This is a genomic window from Paenibacillus glacialis, from assembly GCF_001637205.1.
Classification (GTDB): Bacteria; Bacillota; Bacilli; order Paenibacillales; family Paenibacillaceae; genus Paenibacillus_AQ; species Paenibacillus_AQ glacialis.
Window position 1 is genome coordinate 19,360 of record NZ_LVJH01000026.1, and the last position, 17,102, is coordinate 36,461.

Here is a 17,102-nt window from a genome sequence, read left to right on the forward strand (position 1 = left end):
TCCTAGTTACAACCCTATTTTCTCAGTCATTGATCCAATTAATGAATGCGAACCTTATCGCCTTCCTGCAGCGGATCACTACTGTCTACTATGATTTGTTGCTCCTCCCATAACCCCTCGACTGCCGATTGAGTTTCATTCGAGTCCAAAATCTTAATATATGTTTTTCTCACGTAAAAATCATTGCCTAGCGGCCCATTTCTTTCCTCAATTCCGAATATATAAGCTTGATCGCCCTCTTTATGAATTGCTTTGTTTGGCACCAAAATGACATCATTGATCGTTTGGTTTAACTCGGTCACCGCCTACTCGCCTTCCTTTAGCGCCTCGTCCTCGATTGCAACGACTAGATGCTTCATCGCTGTAAGAGTTGTTCCATTTTCTACATCGCCTGACGAATTAACGGGATCCGCTGGCCAACAAATGTACCACCAATCGTACTATCCTGGAACGAATATAGAAATCCCATGCCAACCGGAATGAGATAAAAACTAGAGAAGCCTATTAGGCTAGGTGCAAGAAACAGAACTGCAACGGCCCATTCTTTACGTAGCAGTCTGATCATTTTCAAACCCTCCTTGCCATTTTTAAAAAGAGAACGGACCCTATATGTACCTATTAGGGCCCATTTCGATTTGTCTTTTTACTCGTTAATTACAGTGGTCACCCTATTTTGAATGAGCTTTGCCACTGCTTCTGGTGTCTTTTGTCCTGAGAAATAGGCTTTAGACTCCTCCATTAATATCTCAATCACCTTAGAGTCCTTAAACTGTACTGGATATTTAGCGGTTGTCAGAAACTTCTCCAATTCATCAGTATCCTTTTGTGTAATTTCATACATAGCATCCTTTAACGGTCCGAATGGCTGACCTGAATCTACCTTCCCCTTTTTTAGTACCTTCTCCACACCCAATTCGTATGACGCTTTATTTATAGGAAAGCCATATGCGCTTGAGTTTTCCTTCATTTCATCCGATATGACAAACTTCACAAACTCCCATGCTTCCTCCTTCACGTCCGAATTCGCGTTGATACCCATTGTTTGGTATGTTCTAAAAAAACCTCCGGTTTCTTGGCCTTTGGCATTAGGCTTTAAGTAAAGTTTTCGCTTGTAATCAGAGCCGCTCCTATTAGACAGATCCGGGTTCGTCTCTCGAACATAGTCTGATGGCGAGTTAATTTGAACTTGTTGAAAAATATTTTCTCTCGCATCTGGGTCTATCACTTTCTCGTCCAACAGATGTTTTACTTCCTTGAGCAGATCGATAAAGAGTGTAGAATCAAAGTTAGCCTTCCCGCTCTCGCTATCAACAAACTTTGCATACTGGTCTTTTACTAAATTGCTAAGCAAGAGTTCATCTGCACCTTGGATCATTATGGTTGATAAGCTTAATCCGGCTGTATTGTTTTTCGATTTCTTGGATATTTCCTTCGCTATACTCGCAAACTCACTCCAATCCCAACTGCTGTCATCGATTTTCACTCCGCTCTTCTCGATTATCGTTTCATCTCCAATAAGTCCATAGAGGAAGAAGCCAGACGGCATACCATATAATCCTCCGTTTATTTTTACTCCGTCCAAAATATTACTGAAATATTGTTCCTTCTTAAAGGTCGTATCCTGATCGATCATCTCGCCTAGGTTCGCTAGAAGCTTCTTGTTTACATAGTGATCGGTTGGCAATTGATCCATTTCTAGTATGTCAGGCCCTTTACCGGCTAACATAGCTGTTCCTGTCGTCTTTACGAACTTCTCTAGCTTTGCTTCCCCATCGGAGTCATTAGATTCGATATGCTCTATTTCGATTGTAATATGAGGATTTTTGGCTTCATATAGCTTCTTTGCTTCTACAAAAACGTCATTTTTATAAAAGGTTGAGAGCACAATCGTTTTTTTCTCCGTATTATTCTTCTTACCATCCGTCCCATCCTTAGGAGAATTTGTTGCTTTCTCGTCAGTTCCTGTCGAAGTGTTTGCTTGTCCATTCGCTCCATTGCTGCCACTTGGTCTGCTGCAAGCAGAAACGACGACCATTATAATCGCGATGAATATCAGCATCTTTTTTTTCATTGTTGCTCTCCCTTCCTGTACTAGCTGAATTTTCAAAATACAGCTGTACTTCATCAGTATAGGGAGGATATATATGATAAGTTAGAAGAAGTTGTATTGAAGTTGTAAAATTAATTGTCCCAAAATAACAAATAGCCAATCGCATAAACGATTGGCTACCTTGCTATAGTTCTCTATTTATCGTCCTGCTTATTACCACGTATAGTAACTAAGCAGCGCCATTACATCCTTGCTGAACCCGACAACCTTTTCTGATCTCACATCAACCATAACACTATATTTTAAGTCATTGCCATCCTTGCACAGATAATACAATTCCGCAACTTGTTGATCTAGCCAGTGTCGCATAATACAGTCCGCTAGAAATCGAATCTAGATCCGCTTCAAAATTAATTTTTATTTCCGGATATACGACTAGTTCCGGAATGATGACACCTGATTTCGCTTCTGTTAACAGATCTTTAATATAGACTTTGAAGACTTATTATATCTATTATTTGATAAAAAATTTTAATGTGTAGCAAATGGCTCAACCTTAAACTTGCGTTTGCTTTTGGACCATATCTGTCAACTTCGTGTTTTTAAGATGGCTTTCCATTTTCTCTTCCGCTTCCTTCATTACAGCTTGAATCGAGCAATCGTCGCCGTGGACAAAATCACATTCGAATAAGGATGCGGTTCCCTCAATAGCTATGAGAGAATTAAATGATCTGGTTTTAACTAATAATTTTAATACAAGCACTTGACCTTAGGTCTGACCTAAGGTGTATCGTTGAGGATTCCAAGCTATCGGAGTGAATTTTATGAAGAGTGAAATTACGATTAGTGAATTAGCCAATCTTATGAACGTGTCTGTTCATCAAATTCGCTAGTTTGACTGGAGGTCCAGGGAAACTCTAAATGGAGCCCTTCTTTTTAAACTATCTCGGGTAAGTTACATCATCATCGGCGTTGATGCATCGCCTTCCGCTTCCTTCGCCTTTAATGCTTTTAACCTATGAATCAAAGCATTAATTCCTAGCATAACGACAGCGATTAGGACCAGACTTACAACATAGTTCGACTTTCAAGTTGATTCCCAGCTATCAGCAGTTCACGTTTCTGCTTTACCACTATTTGTGATAAGGTTCGCCCTAACACCAGGGGCTACTTCTTCACCGGTCGGTGATGCGTTAATGCTGGCATCTATTATCGTTTGTGGTTACGGTTATGCGGAAGGGGCAATCCTCTCACCGAGACTAGGGGGGTGGCAAGTGATCTCTAGGGCACTCATACTGTCGCTTCCCGTTATGTTACTGCTCTCGTTTATTTACATGCCGGTTTAGTGGGAGGGTGGAGCCTGACTTATGTCTCCCTGTTCAGCATGCTCATCGCCTTCTTGTTCTGGTATCGCGGACTCGCCCAAGGGCGGCATAGCGGCGGTCGGGCAGTTACAGCTCCTCCAGCCTTCTTTGGCCTATTAATTTCAGCTCTCGTTCTGCACGAGTCAATTGGTTGGCCTATCTTTATTGTAAATATTGGTGTCATACTATGCGTGGCGATTGCACGGCGATTTGCATCAAAATAGTTTCTTATGATAATTCCGATTTCGCAGAGTTATCCTTAGTGAGTTAATAAAGCGATATAATAATACTTTCTTTCAAGGTTCTCCATTTCCTTCAGTCACCAGATGGTAACCAGTTGGAACTAGCCCGTTAGTTTAGTAAGAAATTGCTATTGTTAAACTAACACGAAGGATTTCAATCGCTCGTTTTCTCCGGACTCATCCCTAAAATCTTCCACTGTAACCTTCTGGATGCCATGGTCTGCGATAAAATGGGCAAACGTACAGTACGTATCGCAAATATTACCGCTTGCCCCAGTAGAACCTTATTTGCAATTCGTGCGGGAATTGATTCCCGAATCCTGTCATGAGGATGTCTTTTATCACACACCCTTGCGGGTGTTTTCTAAAATCGCCCCGTTGGTCGGGTAGCGGTCGATCTAAACCGCCAGGTCACCTAGGCCGATCAGTAAGCAGTCAAACACACCAACACGGGAGGCGAGCTCCGGCTACTCTTCGCCCGACCGATGTCAGCAAAATATTCGGACGAATGGCTAATGGCCACGTTTGGCGACCTCTACATGATTACCTCCCCGTTATCGTGCCGGCCGTTCAACTGATCGAGCAATACTTGTGGGAACCCGGACAAATCTAGCCCACCCTTGGAAAGGATATTCATAGGTTCACCTCTTCGCTTTTCTTATTTTCACTTTGCAATCAGTTGAAGGCATTACATCGATATACAAAAATTGAGAAACAGTGTCAATCCGAAATTCTTGTATTACCCCTCTATTACCGTGATCGTTCAACCGCACTTTCTTATCGTGAGAATCAAATAATCTGGTTTAATAAATAATTTTATTGCTTGACCTTAGGCCTGACCTAAGGTGTATCGTTGAGATATTCCAACCTAGTCCTTAGGAGTGAACGCTATGAAGAGTGAAATAACAATTAGTGAATTAGCCAAGCTTATGAACGTTTCTGTTCACCAAATTCGGTATTTTGAAGAGAAAGGGGTCCTTGAGCCCGCTTACAAAGATAACAATCAGTATAGAATGTACAGCACCGAGCAAGTGTACCAGCTAGCGCATATTTTGTTGCTTCGAAAATTGGGGGTGCCTGTTCACTCCATTAAAGAATGCATGACTTCTTTCTCAGCGGACCAATATCGACAGCTTCTTCAGCGATCCTTACGGGAAATAGAAGGGGAATTGCTGCGACTCGAACAGCTTCAACAGTTCATCAAAAAAGTATTGCATGAACAACAGAACTCTAGCTCTCGATCCCGCCAATATCAAATAAAGCGTCGAGACACCACCTATTTTACATGTTGGATTGAAATGGATTCGAGTACGATACTTGATGCGAAACTGTTGGCTGAGCAGGCGAAACGTGTTCCAAACTTGTTCGAATCGGACATTCATTATATCTACGATGGTTCGAGCATCGTTAGTTTATACACAGAAACACAAACGCCTGACGATTTTTCCTTGCCTGGAGGGAATTACCTTTCCATGCAGAGCTTAATCAATGAAGAAAATGAGCTTAAACATCTGATAGAACAGTTTTATGACTATGCTGCTGCACAGTCTTATGTCATTTCGGGGCCCCTCATCCTCATTGAGAAATCGTATTTATCCTTATTTAGCAACAACAAGCTTCATTACGAGCTCCAAGTCTTGATAGAGACGGTTGCGACTTCCGAAGGAGGGAATGATCATGACTACGGCACGGATAACGATTGAACCGATGCAGCCCAAGTACAATCCACAAGTCGGACGATTACTTGTTCACGGGTTTCGAGGGAAATTCCAACACCTTACGAACATGAGTGATGATGATCACGCTCTCTTTTTTGAAAAGTTGTTCGACTATTTTCCTACCGAAGCGTCAAACCAAAAAATGATCGCCCTGCAAGAGGGAGAAGTGATTGGAACTTTGTCTATCAAATGGTATGTAAAATCAAACATGCAACAAGAGAAGCAAAATCTTCCTCCGTGGAAGAGCTTTAACAGCTTTGGAATATGGAACTTTCTTAAACTGTTAAGCTTGCCGTCTCAGATAAAAACCGGCGGGCCAAGCATCCGTACGAGAAGTTATCATTCCATACTCATTCAAAAAAAAATAGTATAATGCGTCATTTTTTATTCAGTGAATTGAAATGGCACTTTATGGTCCAGAGATTGAAATAAATGAAAACTGTACACAAGGAGAAATAAGATGAAAAAGAAAATAACGATTGCTATTATGATCATCATCCTACTATTTGGCGGTGCAGGATTTTATATTTTGAAGCAACACAGCTTTGCCATGGTTGAGCAAGCTGTTGAAATCCAGACGCCTCAAGGCAAATTGACCGGTACACTTGTACTTCCTAAAAATTACACCGGTAAAGTGGGTTTAGTGTTGTTCGTCCATGGTGACGGCGAGGTTGATTCGACTCTCGATGGAGATTACCGACACATCTGGGAACGGATAGCTGCCGCGGGCTATGCTTCCTTGTCGTTGAGCAAGCCGGGAATTGACGGCTCGGAAGGGAATTGGCTGGATCAAAGTATCGATGATCGCGTGGAAGAGGCGCGTCACGCTATTGCCTGGGCAAAAGCACAGCCGATGATTGACGCGACAAAAATAGGAACGTGGGGAGCAAGCCAAGCCGGATGGGTGATTCCCAAACTGGCCGGCAAGGAATTGCTTGCGTTTAATATACTCGTAGGACCAGCCATTAATTGGTTGAGCCAAGGGGAGTATAACACGCGCATGGAAATGCAACATCTTGGTTATAGCGAAGCAGACATTGAAAAAAAAGTGGCAAAGGGCAGGAAGGTAAGGGAACTTTTAAGGAAAAAGGCACCCTATGACGAATATGTGAAGCTAGTTGGCGAAAAAGACGCGATGTCAAAAAAGCGGTGGGCTTTTGTCATGAAAAACTTTTTGTCAGATGTAACCGATGATCTTCGCCTTTTCCGTTCCCCTGTGTTGCTGTTTTTAGGTGAGAAAGATATCAATGTGGATTCGAAAGAGACGGAGCAAGTATATCGCCGCCTCGTATCGCCGGAATTATTGACGGTAACTGTTTTCCCTGACACGGAACATAGGATGATGAGCACGCAAACAGCGGATTCAGATTTTCGAGCTTTGATGATAAGTATATTCGCGCCCCGGCAAATTACGGTGCCAGAATATTTGGATAAAATCGAACAATTTCTAAAGGAACTTCCGCAATCAAAGTGACACACTACACTTAGTAGAGTTTTGATTAAATGATTAACTATGTATTAGATTTACATCGATACACAAACTTCCACAAGGATATGGTAAAATAAACCATTCTCTTGTTCGATCAATTGAAATTGCACTTTATGGTCCAGAGATTGAAATAAATGAACTTTACACAAGGAGAAATAAGATGAAAAAGAAAATAATGATTTCTATGATGATTATCGTCCTGCTATTTGGCGGTGCAGGACTATATATTTTGAAGCAAAACAGTTTTGACATGGATGAGCAAGCTGTTGAAATCCAGACGCCTCAAGGCAAATTGACCGGTACCTTCGTGCTGCCTAAAAACTACGTGGACAAGCTGGGATTGGTTTTGTTTATTCATGGTGACGGGCCCATTGACACCTCCCACGATGATGGCTATAAGCCTCTATGGGAGCGGTTAGCTTCCCTTGGTTACGCCTCTTTGTCCCTTAACAAAAGAGGAATTAACGGGTCGGACGGCAACTGGTTGCATCAGAGTATAGATGATCGTGTGGAAGAAGCCCGTCAGGCCATTGCATGGGCAAAAGAGCAGCCGATGATTGACGAGAAACAGATTGGGGCTTGGGGAGCAAGCCAGGCGGGCTGGGTGATTCCTAAGCTTGCCAAGAAGGAACCGCTCGCATTCAGTCTCCTTCTATCGCCTGCCATTAATTGGTTAAGTCAAGGGCAATACTATACACGTAAAGAAATGGAGAAAGATGGGGTCTCTGAAGCGGAAATTCAAGATAAAGAGGCGTATGACTTGAAAGTGCGCGAGCTTTTGGAAAAACATGCTTCCTATGAAGAGTATGTAAAAATCGCCCGCCAAGATAGCTTAATGTCGAAAGACAAATGGACATTTGTCAGCAAAAACTTCTTGTCGGATGCCACTGATGATCTTCGTAATTTCAATTCACCCGTGCTATTGATGCTGGGCGAAGAAGATATGCAGGTCGATGTGAAGGATACGGAACGGGTATATCGCGATATCGTAAAACCTGAGCTGCTGACCGTAGCAGTCTTCCCTAACGCTGATCATGGGATGTTAAGCAAGCAAACGGTTAATTCGAATCTGCGGGCAGTATTCATTAGTCTCTTCGCGCCTAGACAAATTACGATACCAGGTTATATGGATGAAATCGAGAAATTTCTAAAGAAATTTCCTAAACACACATAATCACTTGTGAAATGTATGATATAAATTCGGTTGTTCTTCGTGTAGTAAAACCGCCTTTTCTTCTGGCAGTTAATCACAATCGAGAGCATTTGATTATTAAAAATAAGTGAGAAAAACTTGTGCGTGAATTTGCTAAAGGAAAAGTTCCATCCGTAGGACGATCTCTAGCTTAGACTAAAAATCGGCTACCACATCATAATAAGCTGGAAGCCAAAAATCAAAGCCTTATTGATTCAAATAGATTACGTGATAAAGTAAGTGTATTTTCTAAAAAAGGGTGAATTAAATGAGTAACAATCATACAGTATTAAATTTTTCTAAAACGGATAAGGTTATCTTGTGGCTTGGTTTCCCTCTTATGGGTTTAGTGATTGGTTGGATTCTACCAAGTATTGCTAAATGGGGCAGTTCTTTGCCGTGGGTACCTTTCGAGGGACCTTTAAAACTAATTGCATCCTATAATGGAGCATGGGTAGGCTTTATTACAATGATCCTTGGTTTGATTGCGGGAGTTATATTAACTCTTCTATCTTTTCATGAAAGCCTAGAAATGTCTATATATGATGATAGAGTTATATTAAAACTTAGAGATGATGAAATTATCTTAAAAAAGAAAGATATCTCACTTGTATTTATGGATAAAAAGCAATTAGTGTTATTAGGTATTGATGAGAAAGAACTATTTCGTTGTAAGCAGGAGCTTAATAAAAGCAGAGTAGCTAATGCATTTATAAAACATAATTATCTTTGGAGTGATACGGATCCATTTAAAAATGATTTTAAAACATGGGTTGTGGATTGTCCCGACCTGTCACCTGCTGCGAATGCTCTATTAAAAGCAAGAAAAATAGCAATTGAAAAAGGAGATGATGATGAAGCTTTTCAGTTGATAAGAGAACTTTGGAAACTAGGTGTATCAGTAAAAGAAAACGATAATAGGCAATATTATCGATAAAAATCAGCAGGTATTTCTTTACCTAGATACCAATTCTCATTTTACTTCTAGGTTTAATATTTATGAAATACTCCTTTCCATGTCATAAGTTTGAATGATTTCTTGCAGACTAAGGCAAAGGTCGGTCGAGAGAATGGCAAGCCACTCGTTTTTCTTCGAGCGATGGCAAACAAACACCACCGCCACGGGAATGTCCGGAAAACATGTTTTCGTGCGCGATGGAATCGTAGAATATTGTGGTTTTTTCCTGTCACACCAAGGAATCTTCTTGAACATGAGCGCAATAAAATAAGTGATTGGCAAACAAAAGAGGAGCGAAAACATCTCGCTCCTTCGTTATTTTAATTATTATTTTTTTAATATTAAAACTATGGCTAGTTAACAAAGACTTAAGAGTGTCATTATCATTAAAACAACATACAATTCGAGAAGTAGTTTTCTTCTATCCCCAACCACGGAAAGTAACCCTGACGTTAATTCTATTCTTATCAATAAATTCTTCCCGAATTTCCTCCTGACTTAATAAATCAGTCCCCACGGGGTTACGTGCTTCGAATGCAAAAGTACATCTTTAGCATAATTTTCTCATAAGCCACTCGATCGGCCCTCTCGTCATCCATTTTCTCCATATATACGAAAAAATAATGGTCATTATAAAATATAAGCTTCCGTATATCATTGCAAAAATAAGGGAGCCATTTTCCAAATAGCCCGTTACTTGAAGCGACCCCTATCCGATCACTACATGTCCAATATAATGAGATAACGATAGCTGCCCGGTATTGATCACCGCTTGTGTCAGAATAGATTGCTCAAATTTATCAACTATATAAAGACAAATCGCAATCACTGCTATAGCCGAACAAATTCCGGAAAGAACATACAACATAGTGGGCGGCATCGGTTTCGTACCAAACAAATAATATGCTACATCACTTCCTATTACAGGGGAGGTCCATTTGACCAGGAAGAAGGAAAGGGATTCAAAAACAACCGTTCCTGACAATGAATACAACAGTATCTTCAATCGATTTTCCTTATTCAGCCAACGTCTTCTGCCAATCCACATACCGATGAGGAAGAAGCTCAGCCAAGGAAAGATAGGATGAAATCCGTTGAATAACAGATTGCGAATGAACCCTTCTATTGTCCTAAAATCTATATACTCTTTAAAATTCAAGTCCCACCCCCTACGGTAATCGAACAAGACCAAAAATGACTGTGATGCGAGCAGGATAATGGAAAACAAACTGAGTATTTTATGATCTGACATAGTCATTATGAGCGCTGCTACAAGCATGAATACCGCATAGTAATGCAAAATGTCGGCGTTCCAGTCTATTAGCAGTAAAAGCAAGCCAGCAATAAATAGGAAAGCAGCTCTCCTGTATAGGATACTCCGGTTTTTCCGAATAAGCTCTTCGTTCATAGAGCTTCGAGCTTTTGAGGTCATTAACGATACCCCGATACCAGCCAGTACGACAAACAATGCAGATGCTCGCCCCTCAAACAGACCTGCTATCGCTTGTAACCATCCAAGCCCGCTATACTCTGCCTGCATTGCAACCCTATAATTCACGATAATCATTCCGAAGATCGCTAATGCTCTTGCAAAATCAAGAGCAGTTATTCGTGCTTTCGCTTGACTCATCCACTGTATCCCCCTTAAAATCTACTGATCATTTTAATTTCTAGGCCACTTCTATCCTTTAGAGACTATCTTTGCCACAATCCTGAAGTTTCGAAAGACTATGTTGAATTAAAAAGTGAATTGGCAAAAAAATGTTCTAATGGCATCGAACGTTATGGAGATGGAAAAGATGATTTTGTGAAAAGGGTAGAAAAGCAAGCATTGATCTGTCATTGGACTCGCTAATGCCCTATAAAGGGGGACAAATCAAAACACCTTCAAGAGAATGGTCCTATATCATAAATTATAGAGACAACCTTGGAGGTGTTTTGCATGAATACCGTTATAGATTTATTTAGGTTTCAATTATTGTTCAACTACTGCTACTTCCGTACCACCTGCGAGAATGAATCCTCTTTCCATTGCTTCGACCTTACTTATTATAATGAAATATTGCAGTCGCAATAATATGACTTTCATGTCGGCCTTCTGCCGCAGGTAGCTGGATTGATTCAGATCATGGAGCGGTACGATCCCCAATTGAAAACGGCGCTGCAATGCATCATAATCGGCGGTTGCATCGTTCGCATCCAATTGCGCATTCTTATATTGCTCGTAGGCATTATCTGCCTCGGCGTAAGTGGTGTTAATATATTTGGTCAACTGCGCATTAGCCTGTTCCGTCTGTTTGGACGCAAGCTGCACATTTGCACTCAAATAGCTTTTTCCATCGGAATTAGCTATCTTCGTGTTGCCATGCTCCCAGGAAGCCTGTTTTAACTCATTCCACTTCCGCTTCATTTCGTATGATCGCGCCAATATTTCCTCGGTAACTTTGCGGTTGGTCAACGTAGCTTCATCCAGCGCAATATCCTCCAAAATAATATCCGGATCGTAGCGGATACCTAAATCGAAGCAGAGCTGGAACAAGGCCAGGCGATAGTTGCTACGCTGAACCTCCAATTCTCTCGTCTGTTTGGATATTTCCAGCCGCAGCCCACGGCTATCGTCCGCCGCAGCCACCCCCTGCCCTTGCAGCGCCTGCAGACGACTTCGCTCTTTATCCAACAGTTGAAGCGCTTCTTCATGGAGCTCCATCTGTTTCTGCAAGGACAACAAGTACACGTATTGACCGGTCATCTGCAACTTGATTCCTTCCTTGGCCTCTTCGAGATCAAGCTCCGTATTCCATCCATCCCGCTCCAGCTGCTTGATGGCGACTTCCAATTCATCGCGTTGAGATTTCATCAGATCGTTCATCCCGTTTATTATATCTTTTATGCCACTCATCAAGCCATTTATAACGGTATTCGTCTCTATAGTCGGCCCGAGCCAAAACAGTTGCTCCGGGGTAGCGTCTGACGGAATTTCATAATTCACATTGCCTAATATCTTCTCTGGCGAGTTGGGCAGTGTATAAGAATCTATTGTCTGACTCGTACTGATCCTGTTAGTCTGAGTTTTAAGATCAGATCGCTTGGACTCTAGCGCATAAAGCTTTATTCGCAACAATGCTAAATTAAATGAATCAGTTACGGCCCGCGACTGCACATCAGATAAATTCAGGCGCGTGATCGCAGCTAACTGCCGTGACGCCACGAACGAAGCAGGTAAACTTTTGCCCGTAGTAGCCTGATCCCCTGACGACATCAAGGGCTGAGACGGTATGTTATTCATTGGCGCTTTGCCCTGAGCCGAACTGTCTTCCGTCATTACTTTACCTTGCACCGCATTGTTGCTGGATGATATCGTGCCCTGAATCGTGGCGCTGTCAGCCCATGCCGTTGCAGTCGAATTTGCAAGTAGTGCGAGCATTAATGACGCCATAACTGTATGTTTGTACATTTAACCGTCCTCCCTCGACGTAACAAACTTAATATCTGAATATAAGGCGAGGACAGACGGATTATGAAGCCGTCCCGCCCTGCAAACTTGTTAAATTAATAAATTTTTCTGGCTGCTTTCTTCTTTCCTGAATTGCCGTTCCTGTTTACGCTGCTGCCGCTTCAATTTATAGCGCGCCACTACCAGATACAAGGATGGAACGACGAACAAGGTCAGTATGGTGGAGAAAATAAGGCCAAAAATAATCGTATTCGCCATCGGACGGAACAAAATGTCGCCAATGAGTGCGATCGGGATCATACCGACAATTGCCGTCAATGAAGTGAGCAGAATAGGTCGGAAGCGTGCTGCGGTAGCCTGAATTACCGCTTCCTCCAACTCGGCCCCTGCATGACGGGCGTCTTCTATAAACTCAATCAGTACGATACCGTTACGTACTACAATACCTGCCAGAGAAATAATCCCCATCAAACTCATAAAGCCAATTGGCATTCCCGTTATAAAGATACCGATAATTCCACCAGCCGCCGCCAAATAAACGGTAGTCATCACAATGAGCGGAATGGACAAAGAGTAAAATTGAATCGTAATTAACATCAGAATGAGGAATATAACGAAGATAGACAAACCACCTAAATCTGAAAATATTTTATCCTGTTCTGATGTTTCTCCGCCAATGGCCCAACTGTAACCTTCCGGGAAGGGAATTCCATTCAACTTTTCGCTAATTTCCTCCATCACCGCTGTCGCTGTGCGTCCCTTCACATCGGCATCAACCGTAATCGTACGCGCCAAATTATAATGTTTAATTTGCTGAACCGAGAAGGCCGGTTTGAGTGTAGACAGCTGTGACAATGGAATTTGCTGTCCTGCTGCGTTGGTCACATTCAGGTGATGGAAGAGCTCGTTTGGATCTTGAACTCCTTTTTCTATTAACAACCTGATATTTATAAGATTTCTTCCGGTATTGTATTGACTGGTCGTAATACCGTCGCTTGCCAGCAGCAATGTACGCGTCAAATTCGCATAGGACACCATATATTGATCCATTGCCTGCTTGTTGATATCTATCTCCAGCCCGTATTGTTCGATACCCATATCGTCTTTTACGTTGTAGGTTCCGCTCGTGTTCACGATCATTCCTTTCATTTGCTGTGCCAGTTTCTGCAATTGTTCCATATTCTCCCCTGTAATACGAATAGAAACCGGCTTTCCTACAGCGATACCTAACGAAGGTGTCTTGACCGCTATGGAAGCTTCAGGATACTCTTTTTTGAATCTTTTATCCCATTCCCGAATTGTTGTAGCGAGATCAGCTCCTTCTTTTCTCAATCTCACCATTAAATGTCCTGATGTCGGCGAGGAGTGTCCGCCAGAATCCGCCTCTATATCATAAAACAGTTGCGGTGCCTCGCCGCCGGCACCATATGAATATGCATCCACTTCCTTCTGCTTTCCTGCCCAATCAGCCATCTGGCTGACCATCCGATCTGTTTCTTGCAGCGAAGTTCCTGTCGGCATCGTGACACTAATTGTAAACTCCGGACGTTCAGATTCTGGGAACAGCTCAACGGGGATGAATAATGCTAAAGAATAGGCTGCTGTTCCAATGAATAAGCCGGAAAGACCTATTATTAATGGACGTTTTATCACTCTGCTCATCAACTTTCCGGAATACAAACGCCCTAACGCTTCGATTTGATTACTTAATAAACCAGACTTGGAAGGGTTCGAGATCGTTCGGTGTTGTCTTCGGTTCTCATACCATTCGCGGAAAATCGGAATGATCGTCAATGACATCACCATCGATGCCAGCATCGTCAATGAAATGACGATAGGAATTGGTTTAATAAATGCTCCGATGTCACCCTTCAGAAATATCAATGGAGCAAAGGCGGAAATTGTCGCCAACGTGGCCGTCAATATGGAAATCGCAACTTCCTTCGTCCCTTTAACCGCGGCCGTATGCGGATCTTCCCCCAGATCTGTCACCCGCCGCTCAATATTGTCATTGACGACCACTGCATCGTCAACCAATATTCCGAGCACGATAATAAGTCCAATAACAGAAATCTCATTCAGCGTAACATTCAGAGCTGGCAAAAAGATTAAACCGATTGCGATCGAAATCGGAATAGCCAGCGCTACAAAGGAGGCTGTGAGCAAACTCATTCCGAGCATGCATATCACAATAACTGCAGCGATAGCGATGAGCGTTTCCTTCGTCAAACTGGCGAATATTTCATCGACTCGATCTTTTTGTGCAAACAGGTTAATAAACTTGGCATGGGACGGAAGACTTTTCTTCAACTGTTCGAGCTTTTCATTGACGAGCTTGTTCATCGTCGGCACGTCACTACCCGTTTCAGCACCGACCCCGATCGTCACAACAGGCTTACCATTATAATAGGAAAAATCCTGTGACTTGGCGAAAGTGAACTCCACTGTGGCAATTTCTTTCAAATAGACAGGAGCCCCGGACTGCGACCTCGTCACAAGCAGATTGTTCAAAATGTCAAGATGGTCGGCATCCTTAACAATCAGTTGATAGCTCCTCTTATTGAAGTTAATGCCCCCCGTAGGAACTCGTTGCTTCTCTCCCTCCACCGCCGTTATTACTTGTTCCCAGCTTATTTGATACTGCTGCAGTTTACTGCTATCGACGCTAACATGAATCTCTTGCTTCGGAATTCCATTTAGTTGTACTTTGGCAACGCCAGGAACCGCCCGCAGTTGATCTCTCCAATTCGTCATCAGCTCATTGAGCTTGTACAGGTCTTCCTTGCTCTCGGCAGTGACGGCATATGAACCGATGAAGGAACTCGACAGGTCGTCATTAACTACCGGTGTTTTTACTCCTTCCGGCAATTCCTCCTTAACATCCTGCACGTTTTTACGCAATTTGTCCCATACGTCTTTCGTATCCGCCTCATCTCTCGCTTTAATAACGATGGAAGAGTAGCCTTCGGACGAAATAGACACAATCTCCTTAATCCCTTGAATTCCCTTTATTCTCTGTTCAACGAATTTCGTTACCGTTTGCTCTATTTTTTGGGCGGAAGCTCCAGGGTAGACCGTTGTAATCGTCGCATATTTGATGACGATATCCGGCGCTTCCTGCTGAGGGAGTCCAGCAAAGCTGAACACGCCGACTATCATGGCCATAATGAAAAATAAGAGCGTAATCTTTCGTTTCTTAACCAAGAATTCGATCATCAGGCAGCTCCTTCAGCGGCTTGGATTTTCTCGCCATCAGACAGCGCCTCGGCGCCTTTGGTAACAATTTGCTCGCCTTCTTTCAGGCCGCCGCTTATTTCCAACTGATTGTTCACCATGTGTCCTCCTAATTGAACAATCGTTTTTACCGCTTTCCCTTTCTCTAGCTTATAAACGAAGGGTTTATCGCCATCACTGAGTACGGCCTCCACAGGAATCAAAATTACATCCCGGCCCGATTGATGCATTCCAACCTCGACTACTTGCCCGGGAGACCAGCCTAGCTTCTCATTTTCAATGACAATTTCACCGTTGATCGTTCCGGTTGCCGCATTCGTAAGCGGATAAATTTTCTTGATGATTCCTTTTGTTACCTGACCATACAGACTGACATCGACTGCGGTGCCTTTCTTCCACTGCTTCGCCTCACGATCCGGCAAAGGCAGCAGCACTTTCAATTCATCGACTTTACCTAATGTGTATACAGGCTGGGCTTCTGCTGACAATTCTCCATTATTGAATGCCTTCGCCAATACGACCCCGTCAAATTGCGACACTAGTGTAGTCTTGGACAAGGTCAATTCAGCTTGCTGCTTCGTAGCAAGCACAGTGTTATAGGCAGCAAACGCCTGCTTCTTGGCCGCAATCGTCGCCAATTTTCCTGAATTCGCTTCATCCAACACGCCGGATGCTGCCCGAATTTGCTCGTTCGTTGCGCCTTCTTCCATTTCGGATACAGCGGATTCCGTATCTTTGACTGCATTCTGGGCATTCGTCAGCGCTAATTGAGCATTCTCGTTGTCACTTTGGGACATCAATCCTTGCTCGTATAGACTTTGCGAGCGGTCAGCATCGATTTGAGCTTTCTCGCAAGCGGCCTGAGCCAAAGCCAGCGCGTTCTTCATTCTCTCCCGCTGCTGCTTTCGTGCACCTTTCTTTATTTCCAGCAAATTCGCTTCAGCGCTTTTTACTTGCGCAGTGGACGCATGGATGGATGCTTCGGCGCTATCTAGCGAGGCCTTGGCCTGCGCAACACCCTGAATCGCCTCATCCAATTGAAGATGATATTGATGAGTATCCAGCTTGGCAAGCACATCTCCCTTCTTGACGACGTCTCCGATCTGAACATTGGTTTCCACAATTCGTCCGGGAACCTCGAAGGCCGCAGACATCTCGCTCATCGGCTCCAATGTGCCTGACAGCGTATAATTCATCGTCAGCGGCTGCTTGCTTATCGTGCCAACACCTACCACTCTTCCTTGCGTGTCCTGTTCTTCTACGTTGCCCTGTGTCTTTGTATTCGAGCATGCTACAGCTGCCACACTACAAAAAATTAAAAGCATCGTTGCTATCCCCCGTCTACGCACGGCTCTACCCTCTCCTCTATACATTCTATTTATTTAACATCCAACTCAACTT

General features: G+C 43.0%; 15 protein-coding genes and 4 pseudogenes. 8 read left to right on the forward strand and 11 right to left on the reverse strand.

The window, feature by feature from the left end:
• Nucleotides 1-38: 38 nt before the first annotated feature.
• From PGLA_RS14855 to PGLA_RS29000, 5 genes and pseudogenes are all read right to left on the reverse strand, one after another.
• Complete coding sequence (locus PGLA_RS14855; protein WP_068534051.1) at nucleotides 39-302, reverse strand: efflux RND transporter periplasmic adaptor subunit; 264 nt, start codon at nucleotides 300-302, stop codon at nucleotides 39-41.
• Between the two features lie 80 nt (nucleotides 303-382).
• Complete coding sequence (locus PGLA_RS14860; RefSeq protein ID WP_068534053.1) at nucleotides 383-565, reverse strand: hypothetical protein; 183 nt, start codon at nucleotides 563-565, stop codon at nucleotides 383-385.
• Nucleotides 566-643: 78 nt separating this feature from the next.
• Nucleotides 644-2,071, reverse strand: coding sequence for an ABC transporter substrate-binding protein (locus tag PGLA_RS14865; protein WP_068534054.1), 1,428 nt, complete (start codon nucleotides 2,069-2,071; stop codon nucleotides 644-646).
• A 192-nt stretch (nucleotides 2,072-2,263) separates the two neighbouring features.
• A complete protein-coding gene (locus PGLA_RS28055) occupies nucleotides 2,264-2,419 on the reverse strand; it encodes a hypothetical protein (protein ID WP_161487914.1) in 156 nt (51 codons plus the stop codon).
• 187 nt (nucleotides 2,420-2,606) lie between these two features.
• Nucleotides 2,607-2,762 (reverse strand): annotated as a pseudogene (locus PGLA_RS29000) (transcriptional regulator); the annotation flags it as partial.
• A 112-nt stretch (nucleotides 2,763-2,874) separates the two neighbouring features.
• On the opposite strand from PGLA_RS29000, the pseudogene PGLA_RS29755 reads away from it, so the two are divergent.
• The 7 genes and pseudogenes from PGLA_RS29755 to PGLA_RS14895 all read left to right on the forward strand — a co-directional run.
• Nucleotides 2,875-2,940: pseudogene (locus PGLA_RS29755) on the forward strand (MerR family transcriptional regulator); the annotation flags it as partial.
• A gap of 243 nt (nucleotides 2,941-3,183) precedes the next feature.
• Nucleotides 3,184-3,638, forward strand: a pseudogene (locus tag PGLA_RS29005) (EamA family transporter); the annotation flags it as partial.
• A 908-nt stretch (nucleotides 3,639-4,546) separates the two neighbouring features.
• Nucleotides 4,547-5,359 carry a helix-turn-helix domain-containing protein gene (locus PGLA_RS14875; protein WP_068534058.1) on the forward strand — a complete coding sequence of 271 codons (813 nt, stop codon included), beginning with the start codon at nucleotides 4,547-4,549 and terminating at the stop codon, nucleotides 5,357-5,359.
• Complete coding sequence (locus tag PGLA_RS14880; RefSeq protein WP_068534061.1) at nucleotides 5,334-5,747, forward strand: hypothetical protein; 414 nt, start codon at nucleotides 5,334-5,336, stop codon at nucleotides 5,745-5,747. Before PGLA_RS14875 ends, PGLA_RS14880 begins: the two co-directional genes overlap by 26 nt.
• An 87-nt stretch (nucleotides 5,748-5,834) precedes the next feature.
• On the forward strand, nucleotides 5,835-6,848 hold the full coding sequence (locus tag PGLA_RS14885) for an alpha/beta hydrolase family protein (RefSeq protein WP_068534063.1): 1,014 nt from the start codon (nucleotides 5,835-5,837) through the stop codon (nucleotides 6,846-6,848).
• Between the two features lie 175 nt (nucleotides 6,849-7,023).
• A complete protein-coding gene (locus PGLA_RS14890; RefSeq protein ID WP_068534065.1) occupies nucleotides 7,024-8,037 on the forward strand; it encodes an alpha/beta hydrolase family protein in 1,014 nt (337 codons plus the stop codon).
• A 286-nt stretch (nucleotides 8,038-8,323) separates the two neighbouring features.
• Nucleotides 8,324-8,992 carry a YqeB family protein gene (locus PGLA_RS14895; RefSeq protein ID WP_068534067.1) on the forward strand — a complete coding sequence of 223 codons (669 nt, stop codon included), beginning with the start codon at nucleotides 8,324-8,326 and terminating at the stop codon, nucleotides 8,990-8,992.
• Between the two features lie 66 nt (nucleotides 8,993-9,058).
• On the opposite strand, the pseudogene PGLA_RS29760 reads toward PGLA_RS14895, so the two are convergent.
• From PGLA_RS29760 to PGLA_RS14900, 3 genes and pseudogenes are all read right to left on the reverse strand, one after another.
• Nucleotides 9,059-9,246 (reverse strand): annotated as a pseudogene (locus tag PGLA_RS29760) (IS4 family transposase); the annotation flags it as partial.
• A 317-nt stretch (nucleotides 9,247-9,563) separates the two neighbouring features.
• Entirely contained in the window at nucleotides 9,564-9,698 is a 135-nt protein-coding gene (locus tag PGLA_RS29765) for a DUF418 domain-containing protein (protein WP_084411121.1), read from the reverse strand.
• 24 nt (nucleotides 9,699-9,722) lie between these two features.
• Nucleotides 9,723-10,643, reverse strand: a complete 921-nt coding sequence (locus PGLA_RS14900) for a DUF418 domain-containing protein (protein ID WP_084411123.1) — start codon at nucleotides 10,641-10,643, stop codon at nucleotides 9,723-9,725.
• A 36-nt stretch (nucleotides 10,644-10,679) separates the two neighbouring features.
• Between PGLA_RS14900 and PGLA_RS26880 the strand changes: the two genes are divergently transcribed.
• The gene (locus tag PGLA_RS26880; RefSeq protein WP_245699948.1) at nucleotides 10,680-10,868 is read left to right on the forward strand and encodes a GrpB family protein; all 189 of its coding nucleotides are present in this window, start codon (nucleotides 10,680-10,682) and stop codon (nucleotides 10,866-10,868) included.
• 120 nt (nucleotides 10,869-10,988) lie between these two features.
• Here PGLA_RS26880 and PGLA_RS14905 read toward each other — a convergent pair whose 3' ends face one another.
• The 3 genes from PGLA_RS14905 to PGLA_RS14915 form a co-directional block, all read right to left on the reverse strand.
• Nucleotides 10,989-12,173 (reverse strand): TolC family protein, encoded by a 1,185-nt coding sequence (locus tag PGLA_RS14905; protein WP_161487916.1) that lies wholly within the window; start codon nucleotides 12,171-12,173, stop codon nucleotides 10,989-10,991.
• A 384-nt stretch (nucleotides 12,174-12,557) separates the two neighbouring features.
• Nucleotides 12,558-15,683 carry an efflux RND transporter permease subunit gene (locus tag PGLA_RS14910; RefSeq protein ID WP_068534071.1) on the reverse strand — a complete coding sequence of 1,042 codons (3,126 nt, stop codon included), beginning with the start codon at nucleotides 15,681-15,683 and terminating at the stop codon, nucleotides 12,558-12,560.
• The gene (locus PGLA_RS14915) at nucleotides 15,683-17,005 is read right to left on the reverse strand and encodes an efflux RND transporter periplasmic adaptor subunit (RefSeq protein WP_161487917.1); all 1,323 of its coding nucleotides are present in this window, start codon (nucleotides 17,003-17,005) and stop codon (nucleotides 15,683-15,685) included. The genes PGLA_RS14910 and PGLA_RS14915 overlap by 1 nt, the downstream gene beginning before the upstream one ends.
• Between the last annotated feature and the right edge of the window lie 97 nt (nucleotides 17,006-17,102).